The organism is Cryobacterium sp. TMT1-2-2, assembly GCF_004403505.1.
Lineage (GTDB): Bacteria > Actinomycetota > Actinomycetes > Actinomycetales > Microbacteriaceae > Cryobacterium > Cryobacterium flavum.
The window spans coordinates 118791-145539 of sequence record NZ_SOGS01000016.1; the positions used below are offsets into that span (position 1 = coordinate 118791).

Genomic DNA, 26749 nt, shown 5'->3' on the forward strand with positions numbered 1-26749 from the left:
CGGGTTTCGTCGGCGCTCAGCCATCCTTTCGAAAGCGTTCCATCCTCATGTCAACAAGCACAGCGTCAGTATCGACGCCGACTACACCTCTCAATCCGAAGAGTCGCGTCATCATGGCGAGCCTCATCGGCACGACCATTGAGTTCTACGACTTCTACGTCTACGCGACGGCAGCCGTTCTGGTCTTCCCGCACTTGTTCTTTCCGACCGGCAACGACACCACCGCGCTGCTCGCCTCCTTCGCCGTCTTCGGCGCTGCGATGGTCGCCCGCCCAATCGGCGCGCTGTTCTTCGGCCACTTCGGTGACCGCAAGGGACGCAAGGCCACCCTGGTCGGCGCTCTGCTCACGATGGGTATCGCGACCTTTTTGATCGGCCTGCTGCCGACCTACGCCATGATCGGCTGGTGGGCACCGCTCATGCTCGTCATCCTGCGTCTCGCCCAGGGCTTCGCCCTCGGTGGGGAGTGGAGCGGCGCGGCGCTGGTTGCGACCGAGAATGCTCCGGTCGGCAAGCGCGCCTGGTACGGCACCTTCCCGCAGGTCGGCGCCCCGCTCGGCTTCATCATTGCCAACGGCCTGTTTCTCGGCCTCGCCCTCGCGCTGCCGTCGACCGACCCGACCCGTCCGTCGGAGGCGTTCCTCGAGTGGGCCTGGCGCGTGCCGTTCCTGTTCTCGGCCGTGATGGTCATCGTCGGACTCTGGGTGCGTCTGCGCCTAGTCGAAAGTGACGTCTTCACCAAGGTCGTCAAGGCTGACAAGGTTGAGAAGCTGCCGCTCGCTGCCGTGTTCAAGTCCAACTGGCGCGAACTCATCCTCGGCACGTTCATCATGCTGGCCACCTACGTGCTGTTCTACCTGATGACCACCTTCACGCTGAGCTACGGTCGTGCCGCCACCGATGCCGAGGTCCCCGGACTCGGCTTCACCTACAACAGCTTCATTCTCATGATGATTCTCGGCGTGGTGTTCTTCGGAATCTTCACCCTCGCCTCCGGCCCCTGGGCGGATAAGCACGGACGTCGCAAGACGCTCATCATCGTGACCCTGTTCATCATCGTGTTCGGGTTCCTCTTCGTGCCGTTGCTCGGTGCCGGTGACCTCAGTGTGATGCTGTTCCTCATTGTGGGCTTCTCGCTCATGGGCATGACCTTCGGCCCGATGGGCGCGTTGCTGCCCGAGCTGTTCCCGACCAATGTGCGCTACACCGGCTCGGCGTTCGCTTACAACATGAGTTCCATTCTGGGTGCCGCAGTTGCCCCGTTCATCGCCGTCTGGCTCTGGACGATCGGCGAGGGCAGCCCGTTCTGGGTCGGCATCTACCTCTCGGTGATGGGTGTCATCACCCTGATCGCGCTGATCCTGAGCCGCGAAACCAAGGATCTCGACCTGCACCGCTGAGTTCTTTCGGTACGGCATCCGCTTCCCTCACGCTCGGCGTGGGGGGAGCGTTGTCAGTTCAGGAAGAGGGCTTTGAGGCGGCGGGTGGTCGCGAACAGGCCGACCACGATCATCACGGCATAGTAGAGCACGTGCCAGAGCAGCCCAAGGTTGACCTGGCCGGTGGTCAGTGCCCGCACGAGCTCGACACCGTGCCAGAGCGGCAGCGCCTGGATCACATATTGGATTCCCTGCGGGTAGACGCTGAGCGGGTAGAACGTGGCCGAAAACAGAAACATCGGCAGCAACACGAAGTTGATCCAGTCCATCTGCTGAAAGGTCTTCATGTAGCTTGTGACCGCCATACCCACGCTCGCAAAGCCGAACGCGATGAGCAACACGGCGGGCAGGGCGAGCAGCGCCCACCAGGACAGGTTCAGGCCGAGGGCCTGCATGACGAGCATGAATCCGGTCGCGTAGAGCAGTCCGCGCAGCAGGGCGAGCGAGATCTCGCCGAGTGCCACGTCGAGCGGGCCGAGCGAGGTCGACAGCATCCCCTCGTAAAGCTTGGCGAACTGCATCTTGAAGAACACGTTCCAGGTCGAGTCGTAGATCGCGCCGTTCATCGCGGCGACAGCGAGCAGGGCCGGGGCAATGAACGCTGCGTAGGGTACCTGGGTGCCGTCGGCGGTCTGCACCTGCCCGATCAGTGCCCCGAGGCCGAGGCCCATTGACAGCAGGTAGAAGATGGGCTCGACGAAGCCGCTCAGTACGACGAGGGAGTTAGTGCTGCGGGTCGCTCGCCAGCCGCGCGCCATGACACTGCGCGCGTTGCCAGCATAAAGGTGGCCGAACGCGCGCGGCGGGCGAGCGCCCGCCGCGATCGTCGACGGAGACAGCTGCGGCCCGGTCACTTGTTCAACCTGTCGGCCGTGAGGCGGCGGGCACAGATCCAGCCGACGGCCAGCAGCGCGGCGAGATAGAGCACGTGCACGAGGCTCAGCCAGATCGGCTCCGGCATACCGTAGGCGAAGACTCGAGAGAGTTCGGTGCCGTGCCAGAGTGGCGAGATCCAGCCGATCCACTGCAGGTACGGTGGCAGCACATCGAGGGGAAAGAACGTGCCCGAGAACAGGGTCATTGGCAAAATGACGAAGCGTTGCACCATGGCGAGCTGTCCGGTGTCGTCTTTGAGGGTGGCCGTGTAGGCCATCACGAGCGCCCCGAAGGCCAGGCCGGTGAGCAGCGCCACGAGCACAGCGACGAACCCCAGTGGCCCCGGTACCGCCCCGAAGACCAGCATGAAGACGAAGAAGATAGCACAGGTGAGCAGCATGCGCGCGGCGACCGAGATGACGATGCCGTTGATGATCTGGCCGGGCTGAATCGAGCTCGCGTTCATGCCAAAGAAGGTGGGGTTCCACTTGAAGCCGAGCATGATCGGGTAGGTGAACTCTTCGGATGCCACCGCGATCGCACTGCTGGCGAGCAACGCCGGGGCGAGGAAGGAGAGGTAGCTCACCCCGTTGACGGCGTCGTCGCCGAGATTGCCGTCGACCAGGCTTGCCAGGCCTACCCCCATCCCGTACAGGTAGACCAGCGGGCTGCCGATTGCTGTGAACAGCACGGTCTGGGCATACGACCGCATCACGCGAAATCGGTGTTCGGCCACGTACCAGGAGCCGTAACGGCGGGTACGCGCGGCCTGCGCGACCGCCGCCGCGAGCGTATCAGAGCGGATGCCGTCGCTCGTGTTATCGGAAAGCGTGCTCATTCGATCAGGTTTCGGCCGGTGAGCCGCAGGAACACGTCTTCGAGGCTGGAGCGACGAACGAGGCTGGTGATCGGGTGGAGGCCGGCTGCGGTCATCCGCTCTAATTCATTCTCGCCGCTGTCGCTGTAGACCAGGATGCGGTCGGGCAGCACGTCGACCCGCTCGCCATAGCCCTCGATGCGGCCCGCGACCTCGGCGTTCTGGGTGGACCCGAACCGCACCTCGAGCACTTCGCGCGAGGAGTAGCGGCGAATGAGGTCGGCCGGGGAACCTTCGGCCATGATGCGCCCCTTGTCGACCACGACGAGGCGGTCGCAGAGCTGCTCGGCTTCGTCCATATAGTGGGTGGTGAGGAGCAGCGTCGTGCCCTGCTCTTTCAGGCGGAAGAGGCGGTCCCAGAGAATGTGGCGTGCCTGCGGGTCGAGGCCGGTGGTCGGTTCGTCGAGGAGCAGGATGCGCGGGTCGTTGATGAGGGCCCGGGCGATGGTGAGGCGACGCTTCATGCCGCCGGACAGGTCGTCGACCTTGGCGGAGGCCTTGTCGGCGAGCTGCGCGAACTCGAGCAGTTCGTCGGCCCGACGGGCCACCCGGGCGCGCGGCAGCCCGAAGTAGCGGCCGTAGACCAGTAGGTTCTCCCGCACCTTGAGTTCCATGTCGAGGTTGTTCTCCTGCGGAACGACACCGAGCTGGGAGCGAATCTCGGGACCATTCCGATTGGGGTCGAGGCCGAGCACAGTCAGGTCGCCGCTCGTGCGCGTGGAGACCGCACCGATCATGCGCATCGTCGTGGATTTACCGGCGCCGTTGGGCCCGAGCAGCCCGAAGGACTCCCCCGGCGCAACCTCAAAGCTGATGCCGTCGACGGCGACGAAATCGCTTGCGTTCTTGACCGGATAACTTTTGACGAGATTCTGGGTGGCGATGACAGGCTCTGGCACAGTTCTAACCTAGACCGCACCGGTGACACTGGGGATTGTTCGCATCTTCGGCAGCTACGATTCTCTGGTGACTACCGCTACCCGTGTGCCCGAATCCGCTGCTGCATCCGCTTCCCCGAGCGCCGGGAAGACGCCGCGCGGCCGACGCGGCCGACCCGTTCCCGCCGGTCCCCGCGCCACGTTCAGCCAGTTATTGCCCTACCTGTTCGAGCACAAAAAGGTGCTCAGCGTCGTCATCGTTCTGAGCGTGCTGGGCGCCGCCGCGAGCCTGGCCCAGCCGCTGCTCGTCAGCCAGGTCATCACGATCGTGCAGGCGAATGACCCACTCGGGTCGCTCGTTGGTGTGCTGATTGCGCTCGTGGTCATTTCGGGCCTGATCAGCGGCTACCAGCACTATCTGCTGCAGCGCACCGGCGAGGGCGTCGTGCTCTCCAGCCGGCGCAAACTGGTCGGGCGACTGCTGCGACTGCCGATCAGCGAATTCGACGCCCGCCGCACCGGAGACCTCGTCTCCCGCGTCGGCAGCGACACCACCCTGCTGCGCGCGGTACTCACCCAGGGCTTGGTCGAAGCGATCGGCGGGTCGCTCACCTTCATCGGCGCACTCGTGGCGATGCTCATCATCGACCCGGTACTGCTCGGCCTGACCGTGCTCGTCATCGCAGTGTCGGTGGTCACCGTCATCCTGCTGTCCCGCCGCATTCGCACCGCCAGCACGGCCGCCCAGGTGAAGGTTGGCGACCTCGCGGCCAGCGTCGAACGCGCCATCAGCGCCATTCGCACCGTGCGCGCCGCCAATGCCACCGACCGTGAAGTCGCCGTGATCGAGGAAGACGCCCGCGGCGCTTGGCGCATGGGTATCAAGGTTGCCAAGATCAGCGCCCTCGTCGTACCGATCGCCGGCATCGCCATGCAGGTGTCGTTTCTCGTGGTGCTCGGCGTCGGCGGTTTTCGGGTCGCGAGCGACGCCATCACCATCGCCGACCTGGTCGCGTTCATTCTGTTTCTGTTCATGATGATCATGCCGCTCGGACAGTTCTTCGGCGCGATCACCTCGGTCAACTCCGCGCTCGGCGCGCTCGGCCGTATCCAGGAGATCATCGACCTGCCCGCCGAGGATCAGTTCGACCGGGACATCGCCCCGCTCGCCATGACGGTCGGCGCCGCCAACGAAAAGGTGCGCCCCGAAGCCGCCGCGATCAGCTTCGAGAACGTGCACTTCGGCTATGCGGTCGCTCCGGTCGACGCTGATTCCAACGAAGCGGATGCTGCCGCCGCCGATATCGAGACCGCTCCCCCGTCAACAGACCCGCGGCCGGTGCTCAACGGCGTTTCTTTCGCCGCCCCGCGCGGACTGCGCACGGCGCTCGTCGGGCCGAGCGGCGCGGGCAAGAGCACCATCCTCGCCCTGATCGAGAGGTTCTACGACGTTTCGGACGGCACCGTGCGACTGGGCGGGCTGGACATCCGCTCGCTGGATCGCACCGCGCTGCGCGCCCAGATCGGCTACGTCGAACAGGACGCCCCGGTGCTCGCCGGGTCGCTGCGGGACAACCTCACTCTCGCGACCCCCGACGCCACCGACGAGGACTGCATCACCGTGCTGCACGCGGTCAACCTGGGCGAGGTACTCGACCGCGACCCGGCCGGACTCGGGGCTGCGGTCGGCGAATCGGGAGTGAAACTCTCCGGTGGCGAACGCCAGCGGCTCGCGATCGCGCGGGCGCTGCTCGCGGCGCCACCGATTCTGCTGCTCGACGAGTCCACCTCGAGCCTCGACGGCAAGAACGAGCAGATGATGCGGGAGGCCATCGACGCCGTCGCGGCCGACCGCACCCTGATCGTGATCGCGCACCGCCTGTCGACCGTGGTCGACAGCGACCAGATCGTGGTGCTCGACCACGGCCAGGTCGTCGGCGTCGGCACGCACTCCGAGCTCGTCGTCTCGACTCCTCTCTATCGCGACTTGGCGAAGCACCAGCTGCTGGTCTAGCCCGCCATGCCGGTATGTTTTACCGGTAAATATGCGATACGCCGCACAGATTGAAGCGCGATTACGGCGTGTCGCGAAATCTACCGGGGTTACATGCGCCGATAGCGCAGTGTCACGAGCTGAAACGGGCGCAGCTCCAGCGTCAGGGCGGCGTCATCGGCCTCGATGACGGCCGCCGAGATGACCGGGCGCTCCAGCAGGTCGGTCTCAACCACGGCGGCAGATTCGAATGAGCGGATGACGCGGGCCAGGGCCCGGGTACCGTGCGCCTCGTAGACCCGTACGATGACGTCGCCGCTGCCGTCTTCGGCGAGTTTCACCGCCTCGATCACGACGGCCGGGTTGTCGACAGTGAGTAGCGGCTCCACTGGCGTGGAACCGACGCCGGTTAGGCTGCGGATCGGCAGATTCAATCGATAGCCCTCATATACCGCGTCGGGAATACTCGCGCCCACGCGCAGAGCAACGCGTAGCTCGTGCCGCCCCTGGTCGGCGGTCGGATCGGGAAAAAGCGGCGCGCGCAGCAGGGAGAGCGACACGGTCGTGCCGATGCGGGGTGCGGCATCCGCTTCTGAAGCGAAGGCGGTGCGGGTGATCGAGTGCCCGTAGGTGGAATCGTTAGCGACGGCCACTCCGAAGCCGGGTTCGCCGACGTGCACCCAGCGGTGGGCGACGGTTTCGAAGCGGGCCGCATCCCACGAAGTGTTTGCATGCGTCGGACGGAATATATGGCCGAACTGAATTTCGGAGGCGGCCCGGTCAGCAGCGACGTCGAGCGCGAAGTTCAGCCTCAGCAGTTTCTGCCGCTCGTGCCAGTCAATGTTGAACGTGAGGTCGATGGCACTCGAGGCTTGCGCCAGGGTGACGTCTTGGGTGATAGTCGAGGCACCGAAGCGCCGCGTGACGCGAACGCCGACCTGACCGTGGGGCAGGTGGTCGAGCTGCTCCACCGTCTCGGCGTCGGTGAGCGCCTCGAACAGGCGTGCGTTGGGGGTATCGATGTCCCAGGCATCCCACTGGGTGGGGGTGTCGCGGTGCAGGGTGAGCAGGTTGGCCCTGGCTCCGGGCGGCACGACCTCGCGCTCGGCGTGGCGATCGTAGATCGAAGTGAAAAGACCGTCGGCGTCGATGGTCACGCGTACGTGCCGGTTCGACAGTACCCAGCCGGCGGGGGAGCGCGCGATCGTGGCGCCAAGAAGGGAATCCGCAACCTGCGTGACACCGCAGAGTGCGGGCACACCCTCCTGGGCGTAGGGCCCCGCGTTCAGCAGAATCGCGTCGTCGCCCGGTCCGCACAGCGCTCGAACAGATGCCTCGATCACCCCTTCGAGCACCCCCGCGACCCGCGCATACTCACGCTCGGCCTGTTGGTGAACCCAGGCGATCGACGATCCCGGAAGAATGTCATGAAACTGTTGCAGCAACACCGTCTGCCACGCGTTTTCGAGTGCCGCGCGTGGATACTCCGCTCCTGACCGAATGAATGCCGTCGTCGCCCATAAATCGGCCTCCCGCAGTAGGTGTTCGCAGCGCCGGTTGCCCTGCTTGGTGCGGGCCTGCGAGGTGAGCGTGCCGCGGTGAAACTCCAAGTACAGCTCCCCCGACCAGACCGGTGGCGCCGCGTATTCGGCCTCCGCCGCCTCGAAGAACCGCCGCGGACTCGACAGCTCGACCGTGGGCGATCCCTCGAGGGACGCGGTGCGGTGGGCGGCGGCGATCATCTCCTCGGTCGGTCCGCCGCCGCCGTCGCCCCAGCCGAACGGCACGAGCGAGGTGTTCGCGACACCCTTTTCGCTGTAGAGGCGTTCGGCCCTGGCCAGTTCGAGCCCGGAGAGCTGCGCGTTGTAGTCGGCGACCGGCGGAAAGTGTGTGAAGGTGCGGCTGCCGTCGAGGCCCTCCCAGAGAAAGCTGTGGTGCGGAAACACGTTCGTGTCGTTCCAGGAGAGTTTCTGGGTGAGGAACCAGCGGCTGCCGGCGGCCTGCACAATCTGGGGCAGCGCCGCCGAGTATCCGAACGAGTCCGGCAGCCAGACCTCGAGTGGTTCTACCCCGAACTCGCGCAGGAAAAACCCCTTGCCTGCCACGAACTGCCGCGCCAACGCCTCACCGCCGGGCATGTTCGTGTCGGATTCGACCCACATTCCGCCGGCCGGCACGAAGTTGCCGGCCGCGACGGCCCGCCGCACCCGCTCGAACAGCTCAGGGTAGCCGTCCTGCAGCCAGGCGTATTGCTGCGCCGACGAGGCGGCGAACACGAAATCGGGGTACCGGTCAATCAGGTCGAGCACGTTGGAGAAGGTGCGCGCGACCTTGCGCACCGTCTCCCGCACCGGCCACAGCCAGGCACTGTCGATGTGCGCGTGCCCGACAGCGTGCACCCGGTGCGCGCTGGCATTCGCCGGGCTCGCGAGCACGTCGGCGAGGGCGGCCCGACCAACCGCCGCCGTGCCGCCGACATCGTCGGGGTCGAGAAGGTCGAGGCAGCGTTCCAGCGCCCGCAGAATGTTCGCCCGTCGGGGCGAGGCGGCCGGCAGCTCGCGGCGCAGGCCGTCTAGCGCTACGACGTCCTGCAGAAGGTGCCAAGCCTGTGTGTCGCGCGCTGCGACATCCGCTTGCCGCAGGGTGTAGAGCGGCGTGGTGCCGGCGGTGGCGAGGTCGCCCAGCGGGGTGGGGGTGAAGCTGAAGTCGGCGGCGATATTGGGGTTGGCGGCCGCCTCGATGTACATATCGACAATTTCGCCGGTGACCGTGACGGCACGGTTCAGCGCTTCGACGCCTTTGAGGAGTCGCCCGTCTGGGTTGTAGGCCGTGCCTTCGGCCTGAAACCCCGGCACGGCGACCGTGAACCCGAGGTCGACCACGACCTCGATGCGGGTTTCGGCCAGGCCGGCCCACTTGGGCGGCACCGTTCCCGTCAGGTGAAACCACACGGTGCCCCAGGGCCGCCCCCACGCCTCGCCCACGGCAAACGGCGTGAACGGACGCGACACAGCCTCCGCAAACGAGACCGGCTCCCCCGGCACCACCCACGCGGTGACCTCGAGCGGTGTGGTGGCCCGGTAGATCGCCGGTTGCAGTCGTTCGCGAACGAACCGGTTCAGTCGAGCCTCGACGAGTGCGCTGTCGTCATGCATGCTCGCATCTTACGACGGTGGTTGTCGTCGAGCGAGGCGGTGTGCTGACGAGCATCCCCATGGTGGGGCCCACCTTACGTCCCTGGGCCCAGTTCATGAACTGGGCCCAGGGACGGGGCCCGGGCCCCGACCGCGGTGGGGAACGCGAAGCCGCCCCGCCACCAGGGGTGGCGGGGCCGTTCGCGTTGCCGGGACTAGTCCTTGAGGTGGTAACGCACGCTCGCGAGCTCGGCGCGCAGTGCCGGCGGCACCTTGTCACCGAACTTGTCGAAGTATTCCTCGGTCAGGTCGCACTCGGCGAGCCAACTGGTCTGGTCGATCGCGAAGAGCTGATCGACGGCTTCCTTGGACAGGTCGAGACCGTCGAGGTTCAGGCCGTCCTCGGCCGGGAGCAGGCCGATCGGAGTGTCGACGGCGTCGACGGTGCCCTGAATACGGCGAATCATCCACTCGAGAACCCGCGAGTTCTCGCCGAATCCGGGCCAGATGAAGCCGCCATCGGGGCCCTTGCGGAACCAGTTCACCTGGAAGATCGCCGGGGCGTTGGTGCCGAGCTCCTTGCCGACCTTGAGCCAGTGACCCCAGTAGTCGGCCATGTTGTAACCGCAGAACGGGAGCATCGCGAACGGGTCGCGGCGCAGCTCGCCGACGATGCCGTCAGCAGCTGCGGTCTTCTCGGACGAAATCGTCGCGCCCATGAACACGCCGTGCTTCCAGCTGCGGGCCTGTGCCACCAGCGGAACGTTGGTGGCGCGACGGCCGCCGAAGACGATGGCGTCGATCGGCACGCCGCCGGCAGCTTCCCAGTCGTCGGCGATCGACGGGCACTGGGCGGCCGCAACGGTGAAGCGGGAGTTCGGGTGGGCGGCGGTGCGGCCGGAGCCGGGCGTCCAGTCCTTGCCCTGCCAGTCGATCAGGTGCTCGGGAGCCTTGTCGGTGAGGCCTTCCCACCAGACATCTCCGTCGTCGCGCAGGGCGACGTTGGTGAAGATGGTGTTGCCCCACATGGTGGAGACGGCGGTCGGGTTGGTGGTTTCACCGGTTCCGGGGGCGACTCCGAAGAAGCCGGCCTCTGGATTGATGGCCCAGAGACGGCCGTCTTCGCCCTGACGCAGCCAGGCGATGTCGTCGCCGATGGTCTCGACCGTCCAGCCGGGAATGGTCGGGCGCAGCATCGACAGGTTCGTCTTGCCACAGGCCGACGGGAACGCGGCGGCCACGTGGAACACGCCGCCCTCCGGCGAGATCAGCTTGATGAGCAGCATGTGCTCGGCCAGCCAGCCCTCGTCGCGGCCCATGACCGACGCGATACGCAGGGCGAAGGACTTCTTCGAGAGCAGGGCGTTTCCGCCGTAGCCGGAACCGTAGGACCAGACCTCGCGGGTGTCGGGGAACTGCACGATGTACTTGTCGTCGTTGCAGGGCCATTCGATGTCGGGACGGGTGATGCCCGATGCGTCGACGAGCGGGTAGCCGACGCTGTGCACGGTGTGCACCCACGGGTCGCCAGCTTCGATCATGGTCAGTACGGTCTCGCCCATGCGGGTCATGATGCCCATATTGAGCACGACGTAGGGGGAATCGGTGATCTCGACGCCGAGCTGCGAGATGGGGCCGCCGAGCGGGCCCATCGAGAACGGCACGATGTACATGGTGCGTCCGCGCATACTGCCGGCGAAGACGCCGCGCAGTTCGGCGCGCATGGCCGACGGTTCGGCCCAGTTGTTGGTGGGGCCGGCATCCGCTTCATCGTTGGAGCAGATGAAAGTGCGGTTCTCGACGCGGGCAACGTCCTTCGGGTTGGTGCGGGCGAGGAAGCTGTTCGGGCGCCATTCCGGGTTGAGACGGATGAGCTGGCCTGAAGCAACGAGCAGTTTGGAGAGCTCGTTGGCCTCGCGCTTGGAACCGTCGCACCAGACGATGGCGTCGGGTTCGGTCAGGCGAGCAACCTCATCGACCCAAGCCTGCAGGTTGGGGTCAGTGCTGCCCGTACGCGACGGGTACGCATCCCCGTTGGTCTGGAGGGAAGAGTTGGTGAGAGTCATATTCTGGCCTTTCCGGTTGTTCGGGTAGGTGCAAATTTATGGAACGTCGGGCTGCGTTGCTTACTTGACGTTGCGTACGGCCATAATTTCGGCCACAAATCAAGGATGGTCCTCTCTGCAGACGAGAACCGGCGATATTGCCAGTTAAGAATGTTCATTCTTTAGATATTGTTAAGGAATGTCGCCTCAAGCTTCTGATCTGATCACCCTCGGCCATCGCATCCGCCATTTTCGAAGCGAACGCGGCCTCACGCTCGACCAACTCGGTGAGCGGGTCAGTCTCGCGGGCAGCCAGCTGTCACTGATCGAGAACGGCCGCCGGGAGCCGAAACTCTCGACGCTGCAGGAACTCGCGACCGCGCTGTCGGTCGACCTGGCCGAGCTGCTGCGCCGGGAAGCGCCGAACAATCGAGCGGCGCTCGAGATCGAACTCGACCGGGCGCAGAAGAATCCGCTCTACGGCGCGCTCGGCCTGCCGGTCGTGAAAGTGACCAAGGGGATGCCGCTGCCCGCGATCGAATCGCTGCTCGGCCTGCACCGCGAGCTGTCCCGCCGGGCCAGCGAGGCCATCGCCACCCCGGAGGAGGCCCGCCGCGCCAATACGGAATTGCGCGAGCGGATGCGCGAGCAGGGCAACTACCTGCCGGCCATCGAAGAGCTCGTGGAGGAACGGGTGCGCGCGAGCGGCCACATCTCCGGCGCGCTCACGCACCGCGAGGTGAGCGTTATGGCCGATCAGCTCGGTTTCAACCTGATCTACGTGAACGATCTGCCCAACTCCACCCGGTCGGTCACCGACCTCGCCAACGGCCGCATCTACCTGCCGCCGGCCTCGATTCCCGGCGGGCACGGACTGCGGTCGATGGCGTTGCAGGCGATGGGCCACCGGTTGCTCGGGCACGAACGGCCGGGCAGCTACGCCGAGTTCCTGTGGCAACGACTTGAGATCAACTATTTCGCGGCGGCGTGTTTGATGCCGCGCGAGGCATCCGTTGCCTTTCTTTCACATGCCAAGCAGGAGCGGGAGTTGGCCGTAGAAGACTTTCGCGACGCCTTCGGCGTTACCCACGAGGCGGCGGCGTTGCGACTGACCAACCTCGCCACGAGTCACCTCGACATGACGCTGCACTTTCTACGGGTCAACGGCGACGGCGCCCTGCAAAAAGGGTACGAAAACGACGACCTGCCGTTTCCGGTGGACGTCACCGGGTCGATCGAGGGCCAGTATGTCTGCAAGCAGTGGAGCGCCCGCAGCGCCTTCACCCACACCAACCGCACCACCGAGTTCTACCAGTACACCGACACCCCGGCCGGCACGTTCTGGTCAGCCACCCAGACCGGGTCAACGGATGCCGGTGAATTCTCGATCAGCGTCGGCGTTCCGTTCGCGCAGGCCAAGTGGTTTCGCGGGCGCGAGACCACCCAACGCACGGTGTCACGCTGTCCAGACGAGTCATGCTGCCGCCGCCCCAACTCGGATGCCGCCGCGCGCTGGGCCGGCCGGGCCTGGCCGAGCGCCCGGCTGCACGCGCACGTGCTGTCGCCGTTGCCGTCCGGAACGTTTCCGGGTGTCGACGACTCCGAGGTGTACGCGTTTCTGGAGGCGCACGCCGCGGAGTAACGGGACCATATAGTTTGAAGCAGGTAGTTGACCGCTTAGAGTTCACAGGAGAACCGCATGCGCCTGATCGAGGCCCCGTCCAGCCCCGCGTCGCCCACCCGGGCCAGCGAGCCCGACCGCCTCCCCCTGCGCGTCGGCCTCGTGCAGCATCGCTGGCACGCCGAGGCGGCGACGCTCGAGACTGAGCTGGCCGACGGCATCCGTTTGGCGGCTGAAGCCGGCGCGCGCATCGTCTTTCTGCCCGAACTGACCCTCAGCAAATACCCCGGCAACGTGCAGGCTACAGGAATTCCCAAAGCGGATGCCGAGCCGCTCCTGACCGGCCCCACCTACGAATTCGCCGCGGCCCAGGCGCGGCTGCACAATGTCATCGTGCACGCGTCCCTGTTCGAACGGCCGGCTGACACCGACGAACCGACCGACCCGCGCGGCTACAACACGGCCATTCTCGTATCGCCGGCCGGCGAGCTGCTCGGCCGCACCCGCAAAACGCACATTCCGGTCACCGCAGGCTACTACGAGGACACCTACTTTCGGCCGGGTCCCGCCGAGGACGCCTACCCGGTCTACGAGGTGGCGGGTTCCCGCCTCGGCCTGCCGACCTGCTGGGACGAATGGTTTCCCGAAGTCTCCCGACTGTACGGGCTCGGCGGTGCCGAGATTCTCGCCTACCCCACCGCGATCGGCTCTGAGCCGCTTTTTCCGAAGTTCGACACCCAGCCGATCTGGCAGCAGGTCATCGTGGCCAACGGCATCACCAGCGGACTGTTCATGGTCGTGCCCAACCGGCACGGCGACGAGGGCGACCTCACCTTCTACGGTTCCTCGTTCATCTCCGATCCGTTCGGACGCGTGCTGGTGCAGGCGCCGCGCGGCGAATCCGTGGCACTCGTGGCCGACCTCGATCTGACGCAGCGCGAGGAGTGGCTCACCCTGTTCCCATTCCTGTCCACCCGCCGGCCAGACAGCTACGCGGCGCTGACGGCGGCGGTCGACCCGGCGCATCCGTTTGGATCGGCGCGCGCATGACCTGGCGCATGCCGGCCGAAACCGCGCCGCAGGACCGGGTCTGGATGGCTTTTCCGGCTGGCGGCTACACTCTCGGGGACACCGCAGCCGACGCGCACGAGGCACGCCGCACCTGGACCGCCGTCGCCCATGCGATCGCCGACTTCGAGCCGGTGACCATGGTCGTCGACCCGGCCGCCCGCGCCGACGCTGTCCGCTATCTGAGTAGCGAGATCGAGGTCGTGGAAGCCGAGCTGAACGACAGTTGGATGCGCGACATCGGTCCGAGCTTCGTGCACGACGCGGATGGCCGGCTCGGCGCCGTCGACTGGACCTTCAACGGCTGGGGCGGCCAGGACTGGGCCAGCTGGGACAAAGACGAGTCGGTCGGGCGGTTTGTAGCGGATGCCGCCGGCGCAGCCCTCGTAACGTCGTCGCTCGTGAACGAGGGCGGCGGCATCCACGTCGATGGCGCGGGCACAGTGCTGGCGACGGAGAGCGTGCAGTTGGACCCCGGGCGCAATCCCGGCGCCACACGGGCGTCGGTGGAGGTGGAATTGCAGCGCACGATCGGTTCCGAGCACGTCGTCTGGCTGCCGCGCGGTCTCACCCGCGACCAAGCCCGGTTCGGCACCCGCGGGCACATCGATATGGTCGCCACGATCTCGTCGCCGGGCACGATTCTGCTGCACGCGCAGAACGATCCAGGGCATCCCGACTACCCGCTGACCCGCGATTTCCGGGCCCTCCTGGCCGCCGAACACGATGCGGCCGGGCGCTCGTTCACCATTATCGATCTGCCGGCGCCCGCCGTGCTGCGCGACGACGAGGGCTTCGTCGACTACAACTACGTCAACCACCTCGTGGTCAACGGCGGCGTCATTGCCTGCAGCTTCGGTGAGGAACGGGCCGATGCCATAGCCCGCAACCTGCTCGCCGCCGCTTACCCGGGGCGACGGGTCGTGTCGGTCGACGCGCGGCCGTTGTTCGCGCGCGGCGGCGGCATCCACTGCATCACGCAGCAGCAGCCGTCTGCACTAATGGCCTGATCAGGCGTCAGCCGGCCGACGTGCGTTGCGCCACAAGCCGAAGATGAGCGGCAGAACGAGAACGATCCCGAAAATCAGATAGGCCCACCCACCAAGCTCGTTCTGCAGGATCCCGACGCCGGAGACCAGGAGTGCGATCTGGAGCATTCTCCAGACCAATGCTGGAAGCCGCTGGCGCCCCTTGAATTTCACGAAGGTTCCCGAGCCACGGTTCGGCCCCGATATCCTCGAGGCTTCCACGAGACCGAGGGCCGTCGAGATAGCAATGAGAACGACGCCGAGCAGAAGCTCCATCAGCGCTGTACGCCTGCAGCGACCCGCCGATTAGGCCAGAACCGCACGAGGTTGAACGGCACCAGGACGGCGATGATGAGCAGCACGAACGCCCACGGGCCGACCTGGGCCGTCATGAGGTTGGCACCCCAGATCACCAGGGCGACCGCACCGATATTCAACAAAGTGGATGCCCGTGGCTGGGTCGGGGCCGTGCGCATCAGCGGGATCACGACCCCGGCGTTGGCGCGGGACAGCCAGACCGCGTAAACGATGCCACAGGCGAACCCGGCCAAAACGAAAATCGCGCCGAATATCACTGCCATGCGGTCGTGCCCCCTGACGAGTCGTTCCTACAAGCCTAACCGCAGGGTAACGCCGGTCACGCGTTACTTTCTATTTGGAAAGTACCTGCTAGCCTTCCCGCAGAGCCATGGCGCGGCACCCGCTCGCCGCACCGGCGTGAAGCGAGGAACCATCATGAAGCCAAACGACACGGACCGTCTCGATGCAGCGGGAGCCGCGCGCTTGCTCGACGCCGGCGCCGTCGCGAGCGCCCGGGCCGACGGCGCTGTTGACCATCGAGTATTGGCCTGGACGCAGTGCGGTATCGCGGCTGCGATGTTCATCTACATCAGCGCATTCCTGCTGCTGTTCGGCAACCAGACGCAGGAGGCTGTGTCGGGAGCAGCAGCTGGCGGCTATGCCTACGCCAACGTCTTACTCATTCCCTTTCTCGTACTCACGCAGCTGGTCATGGGAGTGCGCGATCGGGTGCGCGTTCTGCGCGCGCATCGGCCCTCCCTCGTCTTCACCCTGATTGGGCTGATTCCGTTCCTCGCTCTTGCCGTGCTGAGTGTTTTCGGCGTGAGCTATCCATGGGGCTTCAACCTCGTCGCTGCCGCCGCACCGGCCGTTATAATGGTCTGGTTGGGCCTGAAATCGGCCCGCCGAGCGGACCCGCCAGCTACGACGGTCGCACACACCGAACCGGGCCGGCCCGCCCGGATCATGACCGCGAGTCTCGGCCTCTATCTCGGACTCACCGGCATGCTCGCGGCCTTCAACTGGTTCGCCGTCACCGGGCTCGGCCTCATCATCGTATTGATCGTGCTGCTCGCCCTGTTCTCGTCCCGCTGGGGACTGCCCAGCCTCGGAGCCGCGTGGAGCACCCGCGAATGGACCGCCTACGCCGTCTCGTTCACCCTGCTGGTCACCCTGGCCGTGGTGCTCGCCCGCACCCCGTGGAACACGCCGCTGGTCGGCGTGTTCGGCGGCCTGCTCGTGGCTGCGCCGCTGGTGGTCGCGGCCGTTCGCGGCGCACGGTCATGACCGAACGGCGCCATCCGCGCCATGGGCTCGACGACGCGCTGCTGACCCCCCTGCGCTTCTCGCTCATGGCCGCGCTCGGGCCTGATGCCGAGATCGACTTCGCGACGCTGCGCCAGTTGCTCGAGACCGACGATTCGGCGCTCAGCAAGGCCATCGCGACCCTTAGGGCGGCGGGCTATGTTGGCGTGCGCAAGGGATACGTGGCCAACCGTCCGCGCACCTGGCTTCGGGCGACCCTAAGTGGCCGGGCAGCCATGCGCGTGCACGTCAGCGCCCTGCAGGCCATCGCCGGCGGGCTGACTACTTCGGCTGCATCCGAATCGCACCGTCAAGACGGATAGTTTCTCCATTGAGCATGGGATTCTCGATGATATGCCGCACCAGGAATGCGAACTCCTTTGGGTCGCCGAGCCGGGACGGATGCGGCACCTGGGCGCCGAGGGAGTCACGCACCGGCTGCGGCAGTCCCTGCAGCATGGGCGTGTCGAAGATGCCGGGTGCAATCGACATCACCCGAATCAGGCTCTGCGCGAATTCGCGAGCCAGCGGCAGGGTCATCGCTGCGACGCCGCCCTTGGACGCGGCATAGGCCGCCTGCCCGATCTGACCGTCGAATGCGGCGACCGAGGCCGTGTTCACGATGACGCCGCGTTCGGCGCCGCCCTGACGGTCAGGGACGCCCACGGGTTCGGTGCGCTGCATTGCGGCGGCGGCCAAGCGCACGACGTTGAAGGTACCGACGAGGTTGATACGGATGGCCCGCTCAAAGTCCTCGAGCGGCAGTGGGCCGTCGCGGCCGACCGTGCGAGCGCCGGGCGCGATACCGGCACAGTTGATCACGATGCGCAGCGGCCCCTGCGCCACTGCGGCGTCGACGGCACTCTGCACGTCGCCCGCGCTCGTGACGTCGCCGGCTACGAACCGGGCGCGGTCGCCCAGGGAGGCCGCGATTTGTTCGCCGGGCGCGCCTGGCAGATCGAGCAGCACCACGAAGGCCCCGGCCTCGTGCAGCGTGCGAACGCAGGCCAAGCCGAGGCCGGAGGCACCTCCGGTAATGAGGGCGGAGCATCCGTCAATCTGCATTAGAGCCTTTCCATCAAAGGTGTGACAATCGCGAAATCGCGCATTAGAGCCGCTCAATCAGGGTGGCATTGGCCATGCCGCCGCCCTCGCACATGGCCTGCAGGCCCCAACGACCGCCGGTCATTTCGAGGTGGTTGAGCAGGGTGCCAAGCAGTCGGGTGCCCGAGGAACCGAGCGCGTGGCCGAGGGCGATGGCACCGCCGCGCGGGTTGAGGCAGTCGGGATCAGCACCGGTCTCGCGCAGCCAGGCCAGCGGCACGCTCGCGAACGCCTCGTTGATCTCGTAGGCGTCGATGTCGTCGATGCCGAGGCCAGCCCGCGCGAGGATGCGCTGGGTCGCCGGAATCACGCCGGTCAGCATGAGCATCGGATCGCTTCCCACAACGGTGAAGCTATGGAAGCGGGCGCGGGGGTTCAGGCCGAGCTGCGCGGCCCGCTTGGCGCTCATAATCAGGGTCGCCGAGGCGCCGTCGGTGAGCGGGGACGAGTTGCCGGCCGTGACATGCCAGCCAAGCTTCGGAAACCGGGCGGCGAGCGCGTCGGTGCGATAGGCGGGGCGCAGGCCGGCGAGCCCGGCGTGCGAGGTGCCGGGGCGGATGGTTTCGTCCTCGCTGAAGACGCTGCCGTCTGGCCGGGTGACGGCCACGATTTCGCCACTGAAGTCGCCTCGTTCGGCGGCCGCTGCGGCGAGCCGGTGCGAGCGGGCCGCGTAGTTGTCGAGGGCGTCGCGGCCGAGATTCCATTTCTGGTTGATGAGCTCTGCGGACACTCCCTGGTTGACCAGGCCGTCGGGGTAACGCTCGTGCATGAGGGTGCCGAACGGGTCCTGTCCGCCGGCCGTGGAACCGAGCGGCACCCGGCTCATCGATTCAACGCCGCAGGCGATGACGACGTCGGCGTTGCCGCTCATCACGGCCTGGGCGGCAAAGGTGGCGGCCTGCTGGCTGGACCCGCACTGGCGGTCGATGGTGGTGCCGGGTACGGTGTGCGGAAATCCGGCGCTGAGCAGGGCGGTGCGGGTAACGTTGTTCCCCTGTTCTCCGGCCTGGCTGACGCAGCCGCCGATGACGTCGTCGATCAGTGCCGGGTCGAGGTTGTTACGGTTGACCAGTTCGTGCAGCACGGTGGCCAGGAGGTCGGCCGGATGGATGCCGTCGAGGGCTCCCCCGGGCTTACCCCGGCCCGAGGGGGTGCGCAGAACATCGATGATGACAGCCTCATTGCTCATGACCCCAGCCTAGGCCCGCTCGGCGGGCGCGTGCCCACCGGCCGGTGAGCGGATGCCCGCCGAGCGTTCCCCGGACAGCGCCCACATCGCGACGGCGCTCGCTGCGGCGACGTTGAGCGAGTCGATGCCGTGCTTCATCGGAATCTGCACGACGCTGTCCGACGCGGCGAGCGCCTCGGGCGTGAGCCCCTCCCCCTCGGCGCCGAGCAGCAGGGCCAGGCGCTCGTGGCTGGTGCCGTCGAAGTCGCGCAGGCTGACCGCATCAGGCGTCAGCGCGAGGGCGGCCAGGTGAAAACCATGCCGGGTGAGCAAGGCGCGGGTGTCGGTCCAGTCCCCGACGCGGGTCCACGGCACCTGCAGCACCGTGCCCATCGACACGCGAATGGCGCGGCGGTAGAACGGGTCGGAGCAGCGCGGTGTGACCAGAATTGCGTCCGCTCCAATGGCACCGGCCGAGCGGAAGATGGCGCCGACGTTGGTCGGGTCCGAGACGTTTTCGAGGATCACGATGCGGCGCGCACCGGCTAGCAGGGTGTCGGCGCTGGGCAGCGCGGGCCGGTTCATCGACGCGATCAGGCCGCGATGCAGAATGTACCCGGTGAGGTCGGCGAGCATTTCTCCTGGGCCGACGAACACCGGAACCTCGGCCGCGTAGTCGCCGAGCACCGCGAGTGCTTCATCAGCCGTATTGCCGAGCGCCAGCACCGACCGCGGAATGTGACCTGCGCGCAGCGCGCGCTCAAGCACAAGGGCCGATTCGGCGATGTAGAGGCCGTGCTCGGTGCCGCGGGCCTTCTTGAGCGCGACATCGGTGAGGTGGGCGAAGTCGACCAGTCGCGGGTCGCTCAGCTCGTCGATCGCGATCAGGGGCATCCGCAAAGTCTAGTGAAAGGCAGAACTCCCGCAGGCCGAAGCCTGCGGGAGTTCTGCTGCACGTGTGGCTCGGATTACTTCGTGGCCACCGTCTGCACGGCGAGCGCGAGGGTACCGTCGGCGAGACTGCCCCAGGCGTAGACGATCGTGTTGGTTCTCTTGGCGATGACCACATCGGCCGGGCCGATGAGCGCTGCGGTCGTTCCGGCAGCGGCAACCGCAGCCGAGATGGTGCCGACCGGCAGCACGAGCACTGACTCGTTCGGATTGGTCAGGCCGGTGATGGCCGGGGCGCCGTTGGCCAGCACGTCCACGGCGGGTGCGGCCGCGACGTGACGAACCGTGAGCCGACCCTGGCCGGCGCCGGGCGCCGAGGTGTCGTTGGTGAACAGGGTAGCGGTCGGAACTCCGGCCTCACTCAGGTGGGCGACAGCCGTGTAGTTCATACCGGACGCAACCACGAGGTCGACCGGGCCGATCACCGGAGCGCTCGCGTCGACGGCATCCGCTGCGGTGATGGCGAGGGTGTAGCTGCCGGCCGGAATGCGGAACGTCTTGGTGAGGGTGCCGGGTTCGAAGTCGTTGATGACCTTGGTGTTGTCGACATACACGTCGACGACGACACCCGGAATGGCGTGCAGCACCGAAACGGATGCCGGCGCTGCGGCCCGCGTGCGCACCGTCTGCACGAACAATGCGAGGTTGCTGTCGGCGAGACTCCCCCACGCATAGACGATGGTGTTGGTGCGCGGGGCGATCGTGACGTCGGCCGGGCCGAGCAGCGGCGCGGTGGTTCCGGCGGCGGCAACGACGGCGCTGATTGAGCCGACCGGCAGGTCGAGCACGGCCTGCGACGGATTGGTCAGGCCGGCGACGGCGACCGCGCCGTTCGCGAGCACGTCGACGGCGGGTGCGGCCGCAACGTGCCGCACTGTGAGGCGACCCTGCCCGGGCGCCAACGGCGTGGTGTCGTCGTTGAACAGGGTGGCGGTGGGGAGGCCGGCGTCACTCAGGTGGGCCACGGCCGTGAAGCTTCGATTGGCCGTGACCGTCACGGTGGTTGAACCACTGATCGCAATCGCGGGCAGCGGAACGCCGTTCGCGCCCACGCCCACCTCGAGCGGGTTCGACGCGGAGATGTCGACGGTGTGGGTGCCGGCCGCGATCTTCAGCGGGCCGAGCAGGGTTCCCGGCATGAAGTCGTCGACGACGACGCGGCCGTCGACCGAGATGTCGAGGGAGAGCCCGGGAATGGCGTGCAGCACCGAGACGGATGCCGTACCCGGCGAAGCGGATGCTGCCGGCACGGCCGCCTGCGCCGGCGCGAGCCCGGCGAGGGCGACGAGAAGGCCGGCGGAGATTCCGACGGCGAGGGACTTGCGCATTGCTACCTCCAGTGGGTCGTTACGGAAGGCGGCTGTGCCTTCCTGGTAACAACTTCTCCGGCCGGGCGCGTTTCGGATGCACCGGCAGCAAGTATTTCGCAATCAGAGTCTGTGCAGCGCTCCGCGCACGATCGAGTCGCCGGAGTGGGCCGGGTCGCCGTCGGCGGGTTCGGCCGACACGTCGACCAGCGGGTACTGGGTGAGGTCGACGCTCGCCGGGATGGTGAAGCGGCCGGTGGAACCGTCGAGGAAACCGATGCTGACCAGGCCGGAGGCATCCGCTTTGAGCAGCCAGACCTCGCGCAGGCCCGAGCCCGGGATGGCTGCCGCGTCGAGGTCAACCACAACCGAGCGGCGGCCGTCGGCGGCCTGCTCGACCCGGGCCGAGCCGCTCGCGGTCCAGCCGGGCAGGGCGTCCAGGGATGCTTCGGCCACGACCTGCTCGGGCGGCGGGCCGGTGGTACTCGCGACACCGATGGCGATGCCGCCGACCAGGCCGATCACGCCGGCGGCCGCCGCGAACGGCACCCAGCGGCGGCGGGGCAGCAGCCGAACCGGTGCTGGCGCGCTCAACGATTCGGGCGTCGATTCGACCGGCAGGGACGCGACGACCGGCGAAGCGGATGCGCGGGGCGGGGGCGCAGCATCCATCAACTCAGGGGTGTTCGCGAACGACGGCGGTCTGCGCACAGCATCGCTCAGCCCCAGCTCGGCATGGATGCCCGCCCAGACCCCCGCCGGCGGCGTGAGCAGCGGATCGGACCCGGCGGCACGACCGAGTTGCACGACCTGCCGCAGGGAGAGGTACTCCTCCGCGCACTCGGCGCAGGCAGCGAGGTGGGCACGCTCGCCGGCGCTCGCGCCCTGTTCGGTCAGAGCGAGCAGGTGCAAGTCGTCCGCGGCGATGTGGGCGCAATCAATAGGAGTCATCGGACACCTCCAGCCGGGTGCGGAGGCGGGTCAGGCTGCGCCGCATGTGGCTCTTGACCGTGCCGAGCGGCAGCCCGAGACTGTCGGCGATCTGCACCTGGGTGAGATCGTCGAAAAAGGCCAGGCGCATCACCTGCCGTGGCACCGGTTCGAGCCGGTCGATTTCGTCGCCGACCAGCACCCGGTTGACCACGCTCACGCTGTCGTCGACCCGATGGGCGGGGATGGTCGCCGCGATGGACTCTTCTAGCCGTCGCTGTCGGCTACGGGCCTCGTGGGTGTCGGCGACCACATGCCTCGTGATTCCGATCAACCAGGCCGGCAGGCGGGAACGGGCCGGGTCGAACCCGGATCGCCCCCGCCAGGCGGCAATGAACACCTTCTGGGTGACGTCCTCGGCGTCAGCCGCATTGGCGAGGGAGCGCACGGCGATCGTGAAGACCAGGGCCGAACAGCGCGCGTAAGCCGCAGCGAGGGCACGCTCATCACCGTCCTGAAAGGCGCGGGCCAGAGCCGCGTCATCGTCGGTGGGTGCGCTCACGTGAGTGTGGGTCCTTCGGGCCGAAACACGAACCGGGCAGGGGCGCTTCGGCCGGACACTCCGGGTGTCAACCTCCGCGCGCACCAGCATAGTGAGTTTCCTTCGACTCGGTTGCGGTACCCGCTCGAGCAAAGGGGCCACAGCAGCAAACCCGACGTCGCTTGCTGTGGCCCTTCCCGGGGCGGGAAACCACTTACTCCTTTATTTCTCTCCTCGAGGGCGAAACGGATGCACCCTGCCGCAGCTCACGGCTCTACGGCGTCGGCGTGAGCGTGTACTTCGTCGAGAGATACTCCTGGATTCCCTCGAGCCCGCCCTCGCGGCCGAGGCCGGACTGCTTGACGCCGCCGAACGGTGCGGCGGCGTTGGAGACGACGCCGGTGTTCAGGCCCATCATGCCGGTCTGTAGCTTCTCGATCATGCGCTGGCCGCGCGCGAGATCGGTCGTGAACACATAACTGATCAAGCCGAACTCGGTGTCGTTGGCGAGGCGCACGGCATCCGCTTCGTCGGTGAACGTGCTGATTGCCAGCACAGGGCCGAAGATTTCGTCGCGCAGAATAACGCTGCCGGCCTTGACGTCGGTCAGTACCGTGGGCGCATAGAAGGTTCCCTCGCGCTCGATGGCGGCGCCGCCGGTAAGCAGGGTCGCGCCACGGGTGAGGGCGTCTTGCACCAGGGAATCGGCCTTGGCGACGGCCTTGCCATCGATCAGCGGGCCGATGGTGATGCCGGCCTCTGTGCCACGGCCGATCTGGAACGCTTCAACGCGTTCGGTGATGCGGCGGGCGAATTCGGCGGCGACGGACTCGTGCACGATGAAGCGGTTGGCCGCTGTGCAGGCCTGGCCGATGTTGCGGAACTTGGCGATGAGCGCGCCATCGACGGCCTTGTCGAGGTCGGCGTCGGCGAAGACGACGAACGGTGCATTGCCGCCGAGCTCCATCGAGGTGCGCAGCACGTTCTCGGCGGAGAGCTTGATCAGCGACTTGCCGACCGCGGTCGACCCGGTGAAGCTGAGCTTGCGAAGGCGCGGGTCGGCGATGATCGGTTCGGACACCGCGCCGGACTGCGACGTCGTGATGACGTTGACGACGCCCGCGGGTAGGCCAGCCTCTTCGAGCAGGGCCACGAAGTGCAGGGTGGTTAGCGGGGTGAGCGCGGCCGGCTTGACGACGACGGTACAGCCGGCGGCGAGCGCCGGGGCAATTTTGCGCGTCGCCATGGCGAGCGGAAAGTTCCACGGGGTGATCAGAAAGCACGGGCCCACCGGATGCTGGGTGACGATCATACGACCGGTGCCCTCGGGGTTGGTGCCGTAGCGGCCGCTGATGCGCACCGCTTCTTCGCTGAACCAGCGCAGGAATTCGCCGCCGTAGGCGACCTCGCCGAGCGCCTCGGGCAGCGGCTTGCCCATTTCGATGGTCATGAGCAGAGCGAACTCCTGCTTGCGTTCCTGCAGCAGGTCGAAGGCGCGGCGCAGAATTTCACCCCGCACCCGGGCCGGCGTCGCAGCCCAGTCGGCCTGGGCGGCGTCGGCGGCGTCGAGGGCTGCAGTGCCGTCGGCCACACTCGCGTCGGCGATGGTCTTGATGACGCGGCCGGTGGCCGGGTCAGTGACATTGAGGGTGCGGCCGCCGGTGGCGGCGACCCACTTGCCGTTGATGTAGAGCTGGTTCGGGACGCGAGCGAGCAGCTCGGATTCGTTCGTTGGCGCTTCGGTAACAACCGTCATTGCATCTCCCAATACTTTGTCTGCCCGTCTATCTGACGGTAATAGCCTAGCTGCGCCCACCAACAGGGGCGCTGAGCGCTTGTGGTTCAGCTGAACATCACGGGAACGATCATGCTGGCGTGGTGCGCGGCCACGCTACGCGCGACCCTTATGGCCGGCTTGTCGACCGGCGCACGGTTGGGGCGTAACGGCGCACCCTCACGCTGAAGAAGGGGTTGCATCTTTCGAGTGATCGTATATGATTTCAAATACACACGCAGCGCCGCGAGAGGACATCACATGCAGAACCCCGCACCATTCACCGGCACCCCCGGCACGGTGATCGCCCTGCACCTCAACTATCCCTCCCGCATTGCCCAGCGCGGTCGCACGCCGGAGCAGCCGTCGTACTTTCTGAAGCCCGGCAGCTCGGTGAGCGCCTCCGGCATCCCGATCGAACGCCCGGCCGGCACCGAACTGCTGGCCTTCGAGGGCGAGATCGCCCTGATCATCGGCCGCAGCATCCGTCGGGTAACTCCAGAGCAAGGCTGGGCGGCCGTCTCCGGCGTCACCGCCGCCAACGATTTCGGTGTCTACGACCTGCGCTACGCCGACAAGGGCTCGAATCTGAAGTCCAAGGGCGGCGACGGCTTCACCCCGCTCGGCCCGAACGTGATCAACGCCACGGACATTCAACCGGATGCCCTCCGGGTGCGCACCTGGGTCAATGGCGCGTTGGTGCAGGACGACACCACGGCGCAACTGGCCTTTGGGTTCGGCCGTCTGGTCGCCGACCTCTCCCAGCTGATGACACTCGAACCGGGCGACGTGATTCTCACCGGAACCCCCGCCGGTTCCTCCGTCGTGCAGCCCGGCGACGTGGTCGAGGTCGAAGTGGATGCCCCCACCGCGCCCGGCGCGCCGAGCACCGGTCGACTGGTCACGCCCGTCGTCGCCGGCATTGTCGCGATGGCCGAATACGGCGCCGGCCCGAAGATCGACGATCTGCAACGGGCCGAGGCGTGGGGATCAGCGGAGGCCGCCGGGCTGCCCACGAAGACACTTCTGACCGATGAGCTCAAGGCGAAAATCAACTCGGTCGGCACCGCCACGCTCAGCTCCCAGCTGCGCAAACGCGGTCTGAATAACGTCTCAATCGACGGGCTGCAGTCCACTCGTCCGAGCGAACGTTTGGTCGGTCTCGCTCGCACCCTGCGGTTCATTCCCAACCGGGAAGACCTCTTCATCTCTCATGGCGGCGGCTACAACGCCCAAAAGCGCGCCTTCGACTCCCTCCGCCCCGACGATGTGCTCGTGATCGAGGCCCGCGGCGAGACCGGCACCGGCACCGTCGGCGACATCCTCGCCCTCCGCGCCCAGGTGAACGGCGCGGCCGGCTTGGTGACGGATGGCGGGGTGCGCGACGTCGCCGCCGTCACCGCCCTTAAAATTCCCACCTACTTCGCCAACGCGCATCCTGCCGTTCTCGGCCGCAAGCATGTGCCGTGGGACACCGACCTCACCATCGCCTGCGGCGGCGCGGCCGTGCAGCCGGGCGATGTGATCGTCGGCGACGCCGACGGCATCCTCGTGATTCCGCCGCACCTGATCGAGGAGGTCGTCGCCGACGCCATCGAGCAGGAGCGCGAGGAAACCTTCATCGCCGAGATGGTCGCCGCCGGCGAGGGCGTCGACGGGCTGTACCCGATGAACGCGAAGTGGAAGGGACGGTACCAGCAATGGCTGCAGTAACAGCGCCGTCGGTCAGCAAGTCGCAACTCGCCTATCAGTGGGTGAAGGCGCGCATCTCCGATGGAACCTTCACGCCGGGCTACCGCCTGGTGCTGGGCGCAATCGGCAAGGAGCTCGGTGTCAGCGTCGTCCCGGTGCGGGAGGCGATTCGTCGCCTCGAAGCGGAGGGGCTGGTCACCTTCGAGCGCAACGTCGGCGCGCAGGTCGCCATGCTCGAGGAGACCGAATATCTCTACACGATGCAGACCCTGAGTGTCGTCGAGGGGGTCGCGACCGCGCTGTCGGCACCGTTCATCACCGCCGCCGACATCGAACGCGCCCGCTCGGTCAACCAGGCAATGGCCGCCTCCCTCGAAGACTTGAACCCACACCGGTTCACCGAACTGAACCTCGACTTTCACTCGATCCTGTTCGAGAACTGCCCGAACCCGCACATCCTCGACCTCGTGCACCGCGGATGGAACCGCATGAAAGTGCTGCGCGACTCGACCTTCAGCTTTGTGCCCGGCCGCGCCCGCGACTCCGTTGCGGAGCACGAAAACCTGCTGCAGCTGATCGAGTCGGGCTCCGACGCGCTCACGCTCGAGCTGGCCGCGCGCGCACACCGCACCGGCACACTGGATGCCTTCCTCGATTACCAGAAATCGCATCACCCCCACTCAGCCCCCGAACCGTCCCCGAGAAAGAGAGCCTGACG

At 66.9% G+C, this 26749-nt stretch carries 23 protein-coding genes; 9 read left to right on the forward strand and 14 right to left on the reverse strand.

The genetic code is table 11. From position 1 onward, the window contains the following. Positions 1–47 precede the first annotated feature (47 nt). The gene (locus E3T35_RS10500) at positions 48–1400 is read left to right on the forward strand and encodes an MFS transporter (protein WP_134378970.1); all 1353 of its coding nucleotides are present in this window, start codon (positions 48–50) and stop codon (positions 1398–1400) included. Positions 1401–1453: 53 nt separating this feature from the next. Here E3T35_RS10500 and E3T35_RS10505 read toward each other — a convergent pair whose 3' ends face one another. The 3 genes from E3T35_RS10505 to E3T35_RS10515 are packed head-to-tail and all read right to left on the reverse strand — an operon-like array spanning position 1454 to position 4091. Beyond that, on the reverse strand, positions 1454–2278 hold the full coding sequence (locus E3T35_RS10505) for an ABC transporter permease (RefSeq protein ID WP_241988830.1): 825 nt from the start codon (positions 2276–2278) through the stop codon (positions 1454–1456). 11 nt (positions 2279–2289) lie between these two features. Continuing rightward, complete coding sequence (locus E3T35_RS10510; protein WP_134378972.1) at positions 2290–3153, reverse strand: ABC transporter permease; 864 nt, start codon at positions 3151–3153, stop codon at positions 2290–2292. Continuing rightward, positions 3150–4091 (reverse strand): ABC transporter ATP-binding protein, encoded by a 942-nt coding sequence (locus E3T35_RS10515; protein WP_134378974.1) that lies wholly within the window; start codon positions 4089–4091, stop codon positions 3150–3152. The genes E3T35_RS10510 and E3T35_RS10515 overlap by 4 nt, the downstream gene beginning before the upstream one ends. A gap of 67 nt (positions 4092–4158) precedes the next feature. Between E3T35_RS10515 and E3T35_RS10520 the strand changes: the two genes are divergently transcribed. Then, the gene (locus E3T35_RS10520) at positions 4159–6084 is read left to right on the forward strand and encodes an ABC transporter ATP-binding protein (protein WP_369827307.1); all 1926 of its coding nucleotides are present in this window, start codon (positions 4159–4161) and stop codon (positions 6082–6084) included. A gap of 89 nt (positions 6085–6173) precedes the next feature. On the opposite strand, the gene E3T35_RS10525 is transcribed toward E3T35_RS10520, so the two are convergent. Both E3T35_RS10525 and E3T35_RS10530 read right to left on the reverse strand, forming a co-directional pair. After that, on the reverse strand, positions 6174–9218 hold the full coding sequence (locus E3T35_RS10525) for a glycoside hydrolase family 38 C-terminal domain-containing protein (protein WP_134378976.1): 3045 nt from the start codon (positions 9216–9218) through the stop codon (positions 6174–6176). A 194-nt stretch (positions 9219–9412) separates the two neighbouring features. Beyond that, complete coding sequence (locus tag E3T35_RS10530) at positions 9413–11263, reverse strand: phosphoenolpyruvate carboxykinase (GTP) (RefSeq protein ID WP_134378978.1); 1851 nt, start codon at positions 11261–11263, stop codon at positions 9413–9415. Between the two features lie 178 nt (positions 11264–11441). Between E3T35_RS10530 and E3T35_RS10535 the strand changes: the two genes are divergently transcribed. Genes E3T35_RS10535 through E3T35_RS10545 form a run of 3 tightly spaced genes read left to right on the forward strand, consistent with a single transcriptional unit; the run spans position 11442 to position 14941 of the window. After that, complete coding sequence (locus E3T35_RS10535) at positions 11442–12884, forward strand: helix-turn-helix domain-containing protein (protein WP_134345672.1); 1443 nt, start codon at positions 11442–11444, stop codon at positions 12882–12884. A gap of 57 nt (positions 12885–12941) precedes the next feature. Further along, positions 12942–13913, forward strand: coding sequence for a nitrilase-related carbon-nitrogen hydrolase (locus tag E3T35_RS10540; RefSeq protein WP_134378980.1), 972 nt, complete (start codon positions 12942–12944; stop codon positions 13911–13913). Further along, entirely contained in the window at positions 13910–14941 is a 1032-nt protein-coding gene (locus tag E3T35_RS10545) for an agmatine/peptidylarginine deiminase (protein WP_134378982.1), read from the forward strand. The genes E3T35_RS10540 and E3T35_RS10545 overlap by 4 nt, the downstream gene beginning before the upstream one ends. On the opposite strand, the gene E3T35_RS10550 is transcribed toward E3T35_RS10545, so the two are convergent. Together E3T35_RS10550 and E3T35_RS10555 are read right to left on the reverse strand one after the other, a co-directional pair. After that, positions 14942–15235 (reverse strand): hypothetical protein, encoded by a 294-nt coding sequence (locus tag E3T35_RS10550; protein WP_092339055.1) that lies wholly within the window; start codon positions 15233–15235, stop codon positions 14942–14944. It lies immediately after the preceding gene. Then, on the reverse strand, positions 15235–15540 hold the full coding sequence (locus E3T35_RS10555; protein WP_134378984.1) for a hypothetical protein: 306 nt from the start codon (positions 15538–15540) through the stop codon (positions 15235–15237). The genes E3T35_RS10550 and E3T35_RS10555 overlap by 1 nt, the downstream gene beginning before the upstream one ends. Positions 15541–15694: 154 nt before the next feature. Between E3T35_RS10555 and E3T35_RS10560 the strand changes: the two genes are divergently transcribed. Both E3T35_RS10560 and E3T35_RS10565 read left to right on the forward strand, forming a co-directional pair. Beyond that, positions 15695–16546: a hypothetical protein gene (locus tag E3T35_RS10560; protein WP_134378986.1), complete on the forward strand. Its 852-nt coding sequence runs from the start codon at positions 15695–15697 to the stop codon at positions 16544–16546. Further along, positions 16543–16887 (forward strand): transcriptional regulator, encoded by a 345-nt coding sequence (locus E3T35_RS10565; protein WP_134378988.1) that lies wholly within the window; start codon positions 16543–16545, stop codon positions 16885–16887. Before E3T35_RS10560 ends, E3T35_RS10565 begins: the two co-directional genes overlap by 4 nt. Here E3T35_RS10565 and E3T35_RS10570 read toward each other — a convergent pair. From E3T35_RS10570 to E3T35_RS10600, 7 genes are all read right to left on the reverse strand, one after another. Beyond that, a complete protein-coding gene (locus E3T35_RS10570; protein WP_134378990.1) occupies positions 16847–17629 on the reverse strand; it encodes a 3-hydroxyacyl-CoA dehydrogenase in 783 nt (260 codons plus the stop codon). The genes E3T35_RS10565 and E3T35_RS10570 overlap by 41 nt on opposite strands. Before the next feature lie 43 nt (positions 17630–17672). Next, complete coding sequence (locus E3T35_RS10575; RefSeq protein WP_134378992.1) at positions 17673–18857, reverse strand: thiolase family protein; 1185 nt, start codon at positions 18855–18857, stop codon at positions 17673–17675. Between the two features lie 9 nt (positions 18858–18866). Beyond that, a complete protein-coding gene (locus tag E3T35_RS10580; protein WP_134378994.1) occupies positions 18867–19730 on the reverse strand; it encodes an RNA methyltransferase in 864 nt (287 codons plus the stop codon). A 74-nt stretch (positions 19731–19804) separates the two neighbouring features. After that, complete coding sequence (locus E3T35_RS19800; protein ID WP_241988811.1) at positions 19805–21115, reverse strand: DUF4397 domain-containing protein; 1311 nt, start codon at positions 21113–21115, stop codon at positions 19805–19807. Positions 21116–21217: 102 nt separating this feature from the next. Next, positions 21218–22045: an anti-sigma factor gene (locus E3T35_RS10590; protein WP_134378996.1), complete on the reverse strand. Its 828-nt coding sequence runs from the start codon at positions 22043–22045 to the stop codon at positions 21218–21220. Continuing rightward, a complete protein-coding gene (locus E3T35_RS10595; RefSeq protein WP_241987737.1) occupies positions 22032–22586 on the reverse strand; it encodes an RNA polymerase sigma factor in 555 nt (184 codons plus the stop codon). The genes E3T35_RS10590 and E3T35_RS10595 overlap by 14 nt, the downstream gene beginning before the upstream one ends. A gap of 253 nt (positions 22587–22839) precedes the next feature. Beyond that, positions 22840–24321 (reverse strand): NAD-dependent succinate-semialdehyde dehydrogenase, encoded by a 1482-nt coding sequence (locus tag E3T35_RS10600; RefSeq protein WP_134378998.1) that lies wholly within the window; start codon positions 24319–24321, stop codon positions 22840–22842. A 279-nt stretch (positions 24322–24600) separates the two neighbouring features. Here E3T35_RS10600 and E3T35_RS10605 point away from each other — a divergent pair, with 279 nt between their 5' ends. Further along, positions 24601–26052: a fumarylacetoacetate hydrolase family protein gene (locus tag E3T35_RS10605; RefSeq protein ID WP_134379000.1), complete on the forward strand. Its 1452-nt coding sequence runs from the start codon at positions 24601–24603 to the stop codon at positions 26050–26052. Continuing rightward, a complete protein-coding gene (locus tag E3T35_RS10610) occupies positions 26040–26747 on the forward strand; it encodes a GntR family transcriptional regulator (protein WP_134345186.1) in 708 nt (235 codons plus the stop codon). The genes E3T35_RS10605 and E3T35_RS10610 overlap by 13 nt, the downstream gene beginning before the upstream one ends. The last annotated feature ends 2 nt before the right edge of the window (positions 26748–26749 follow it).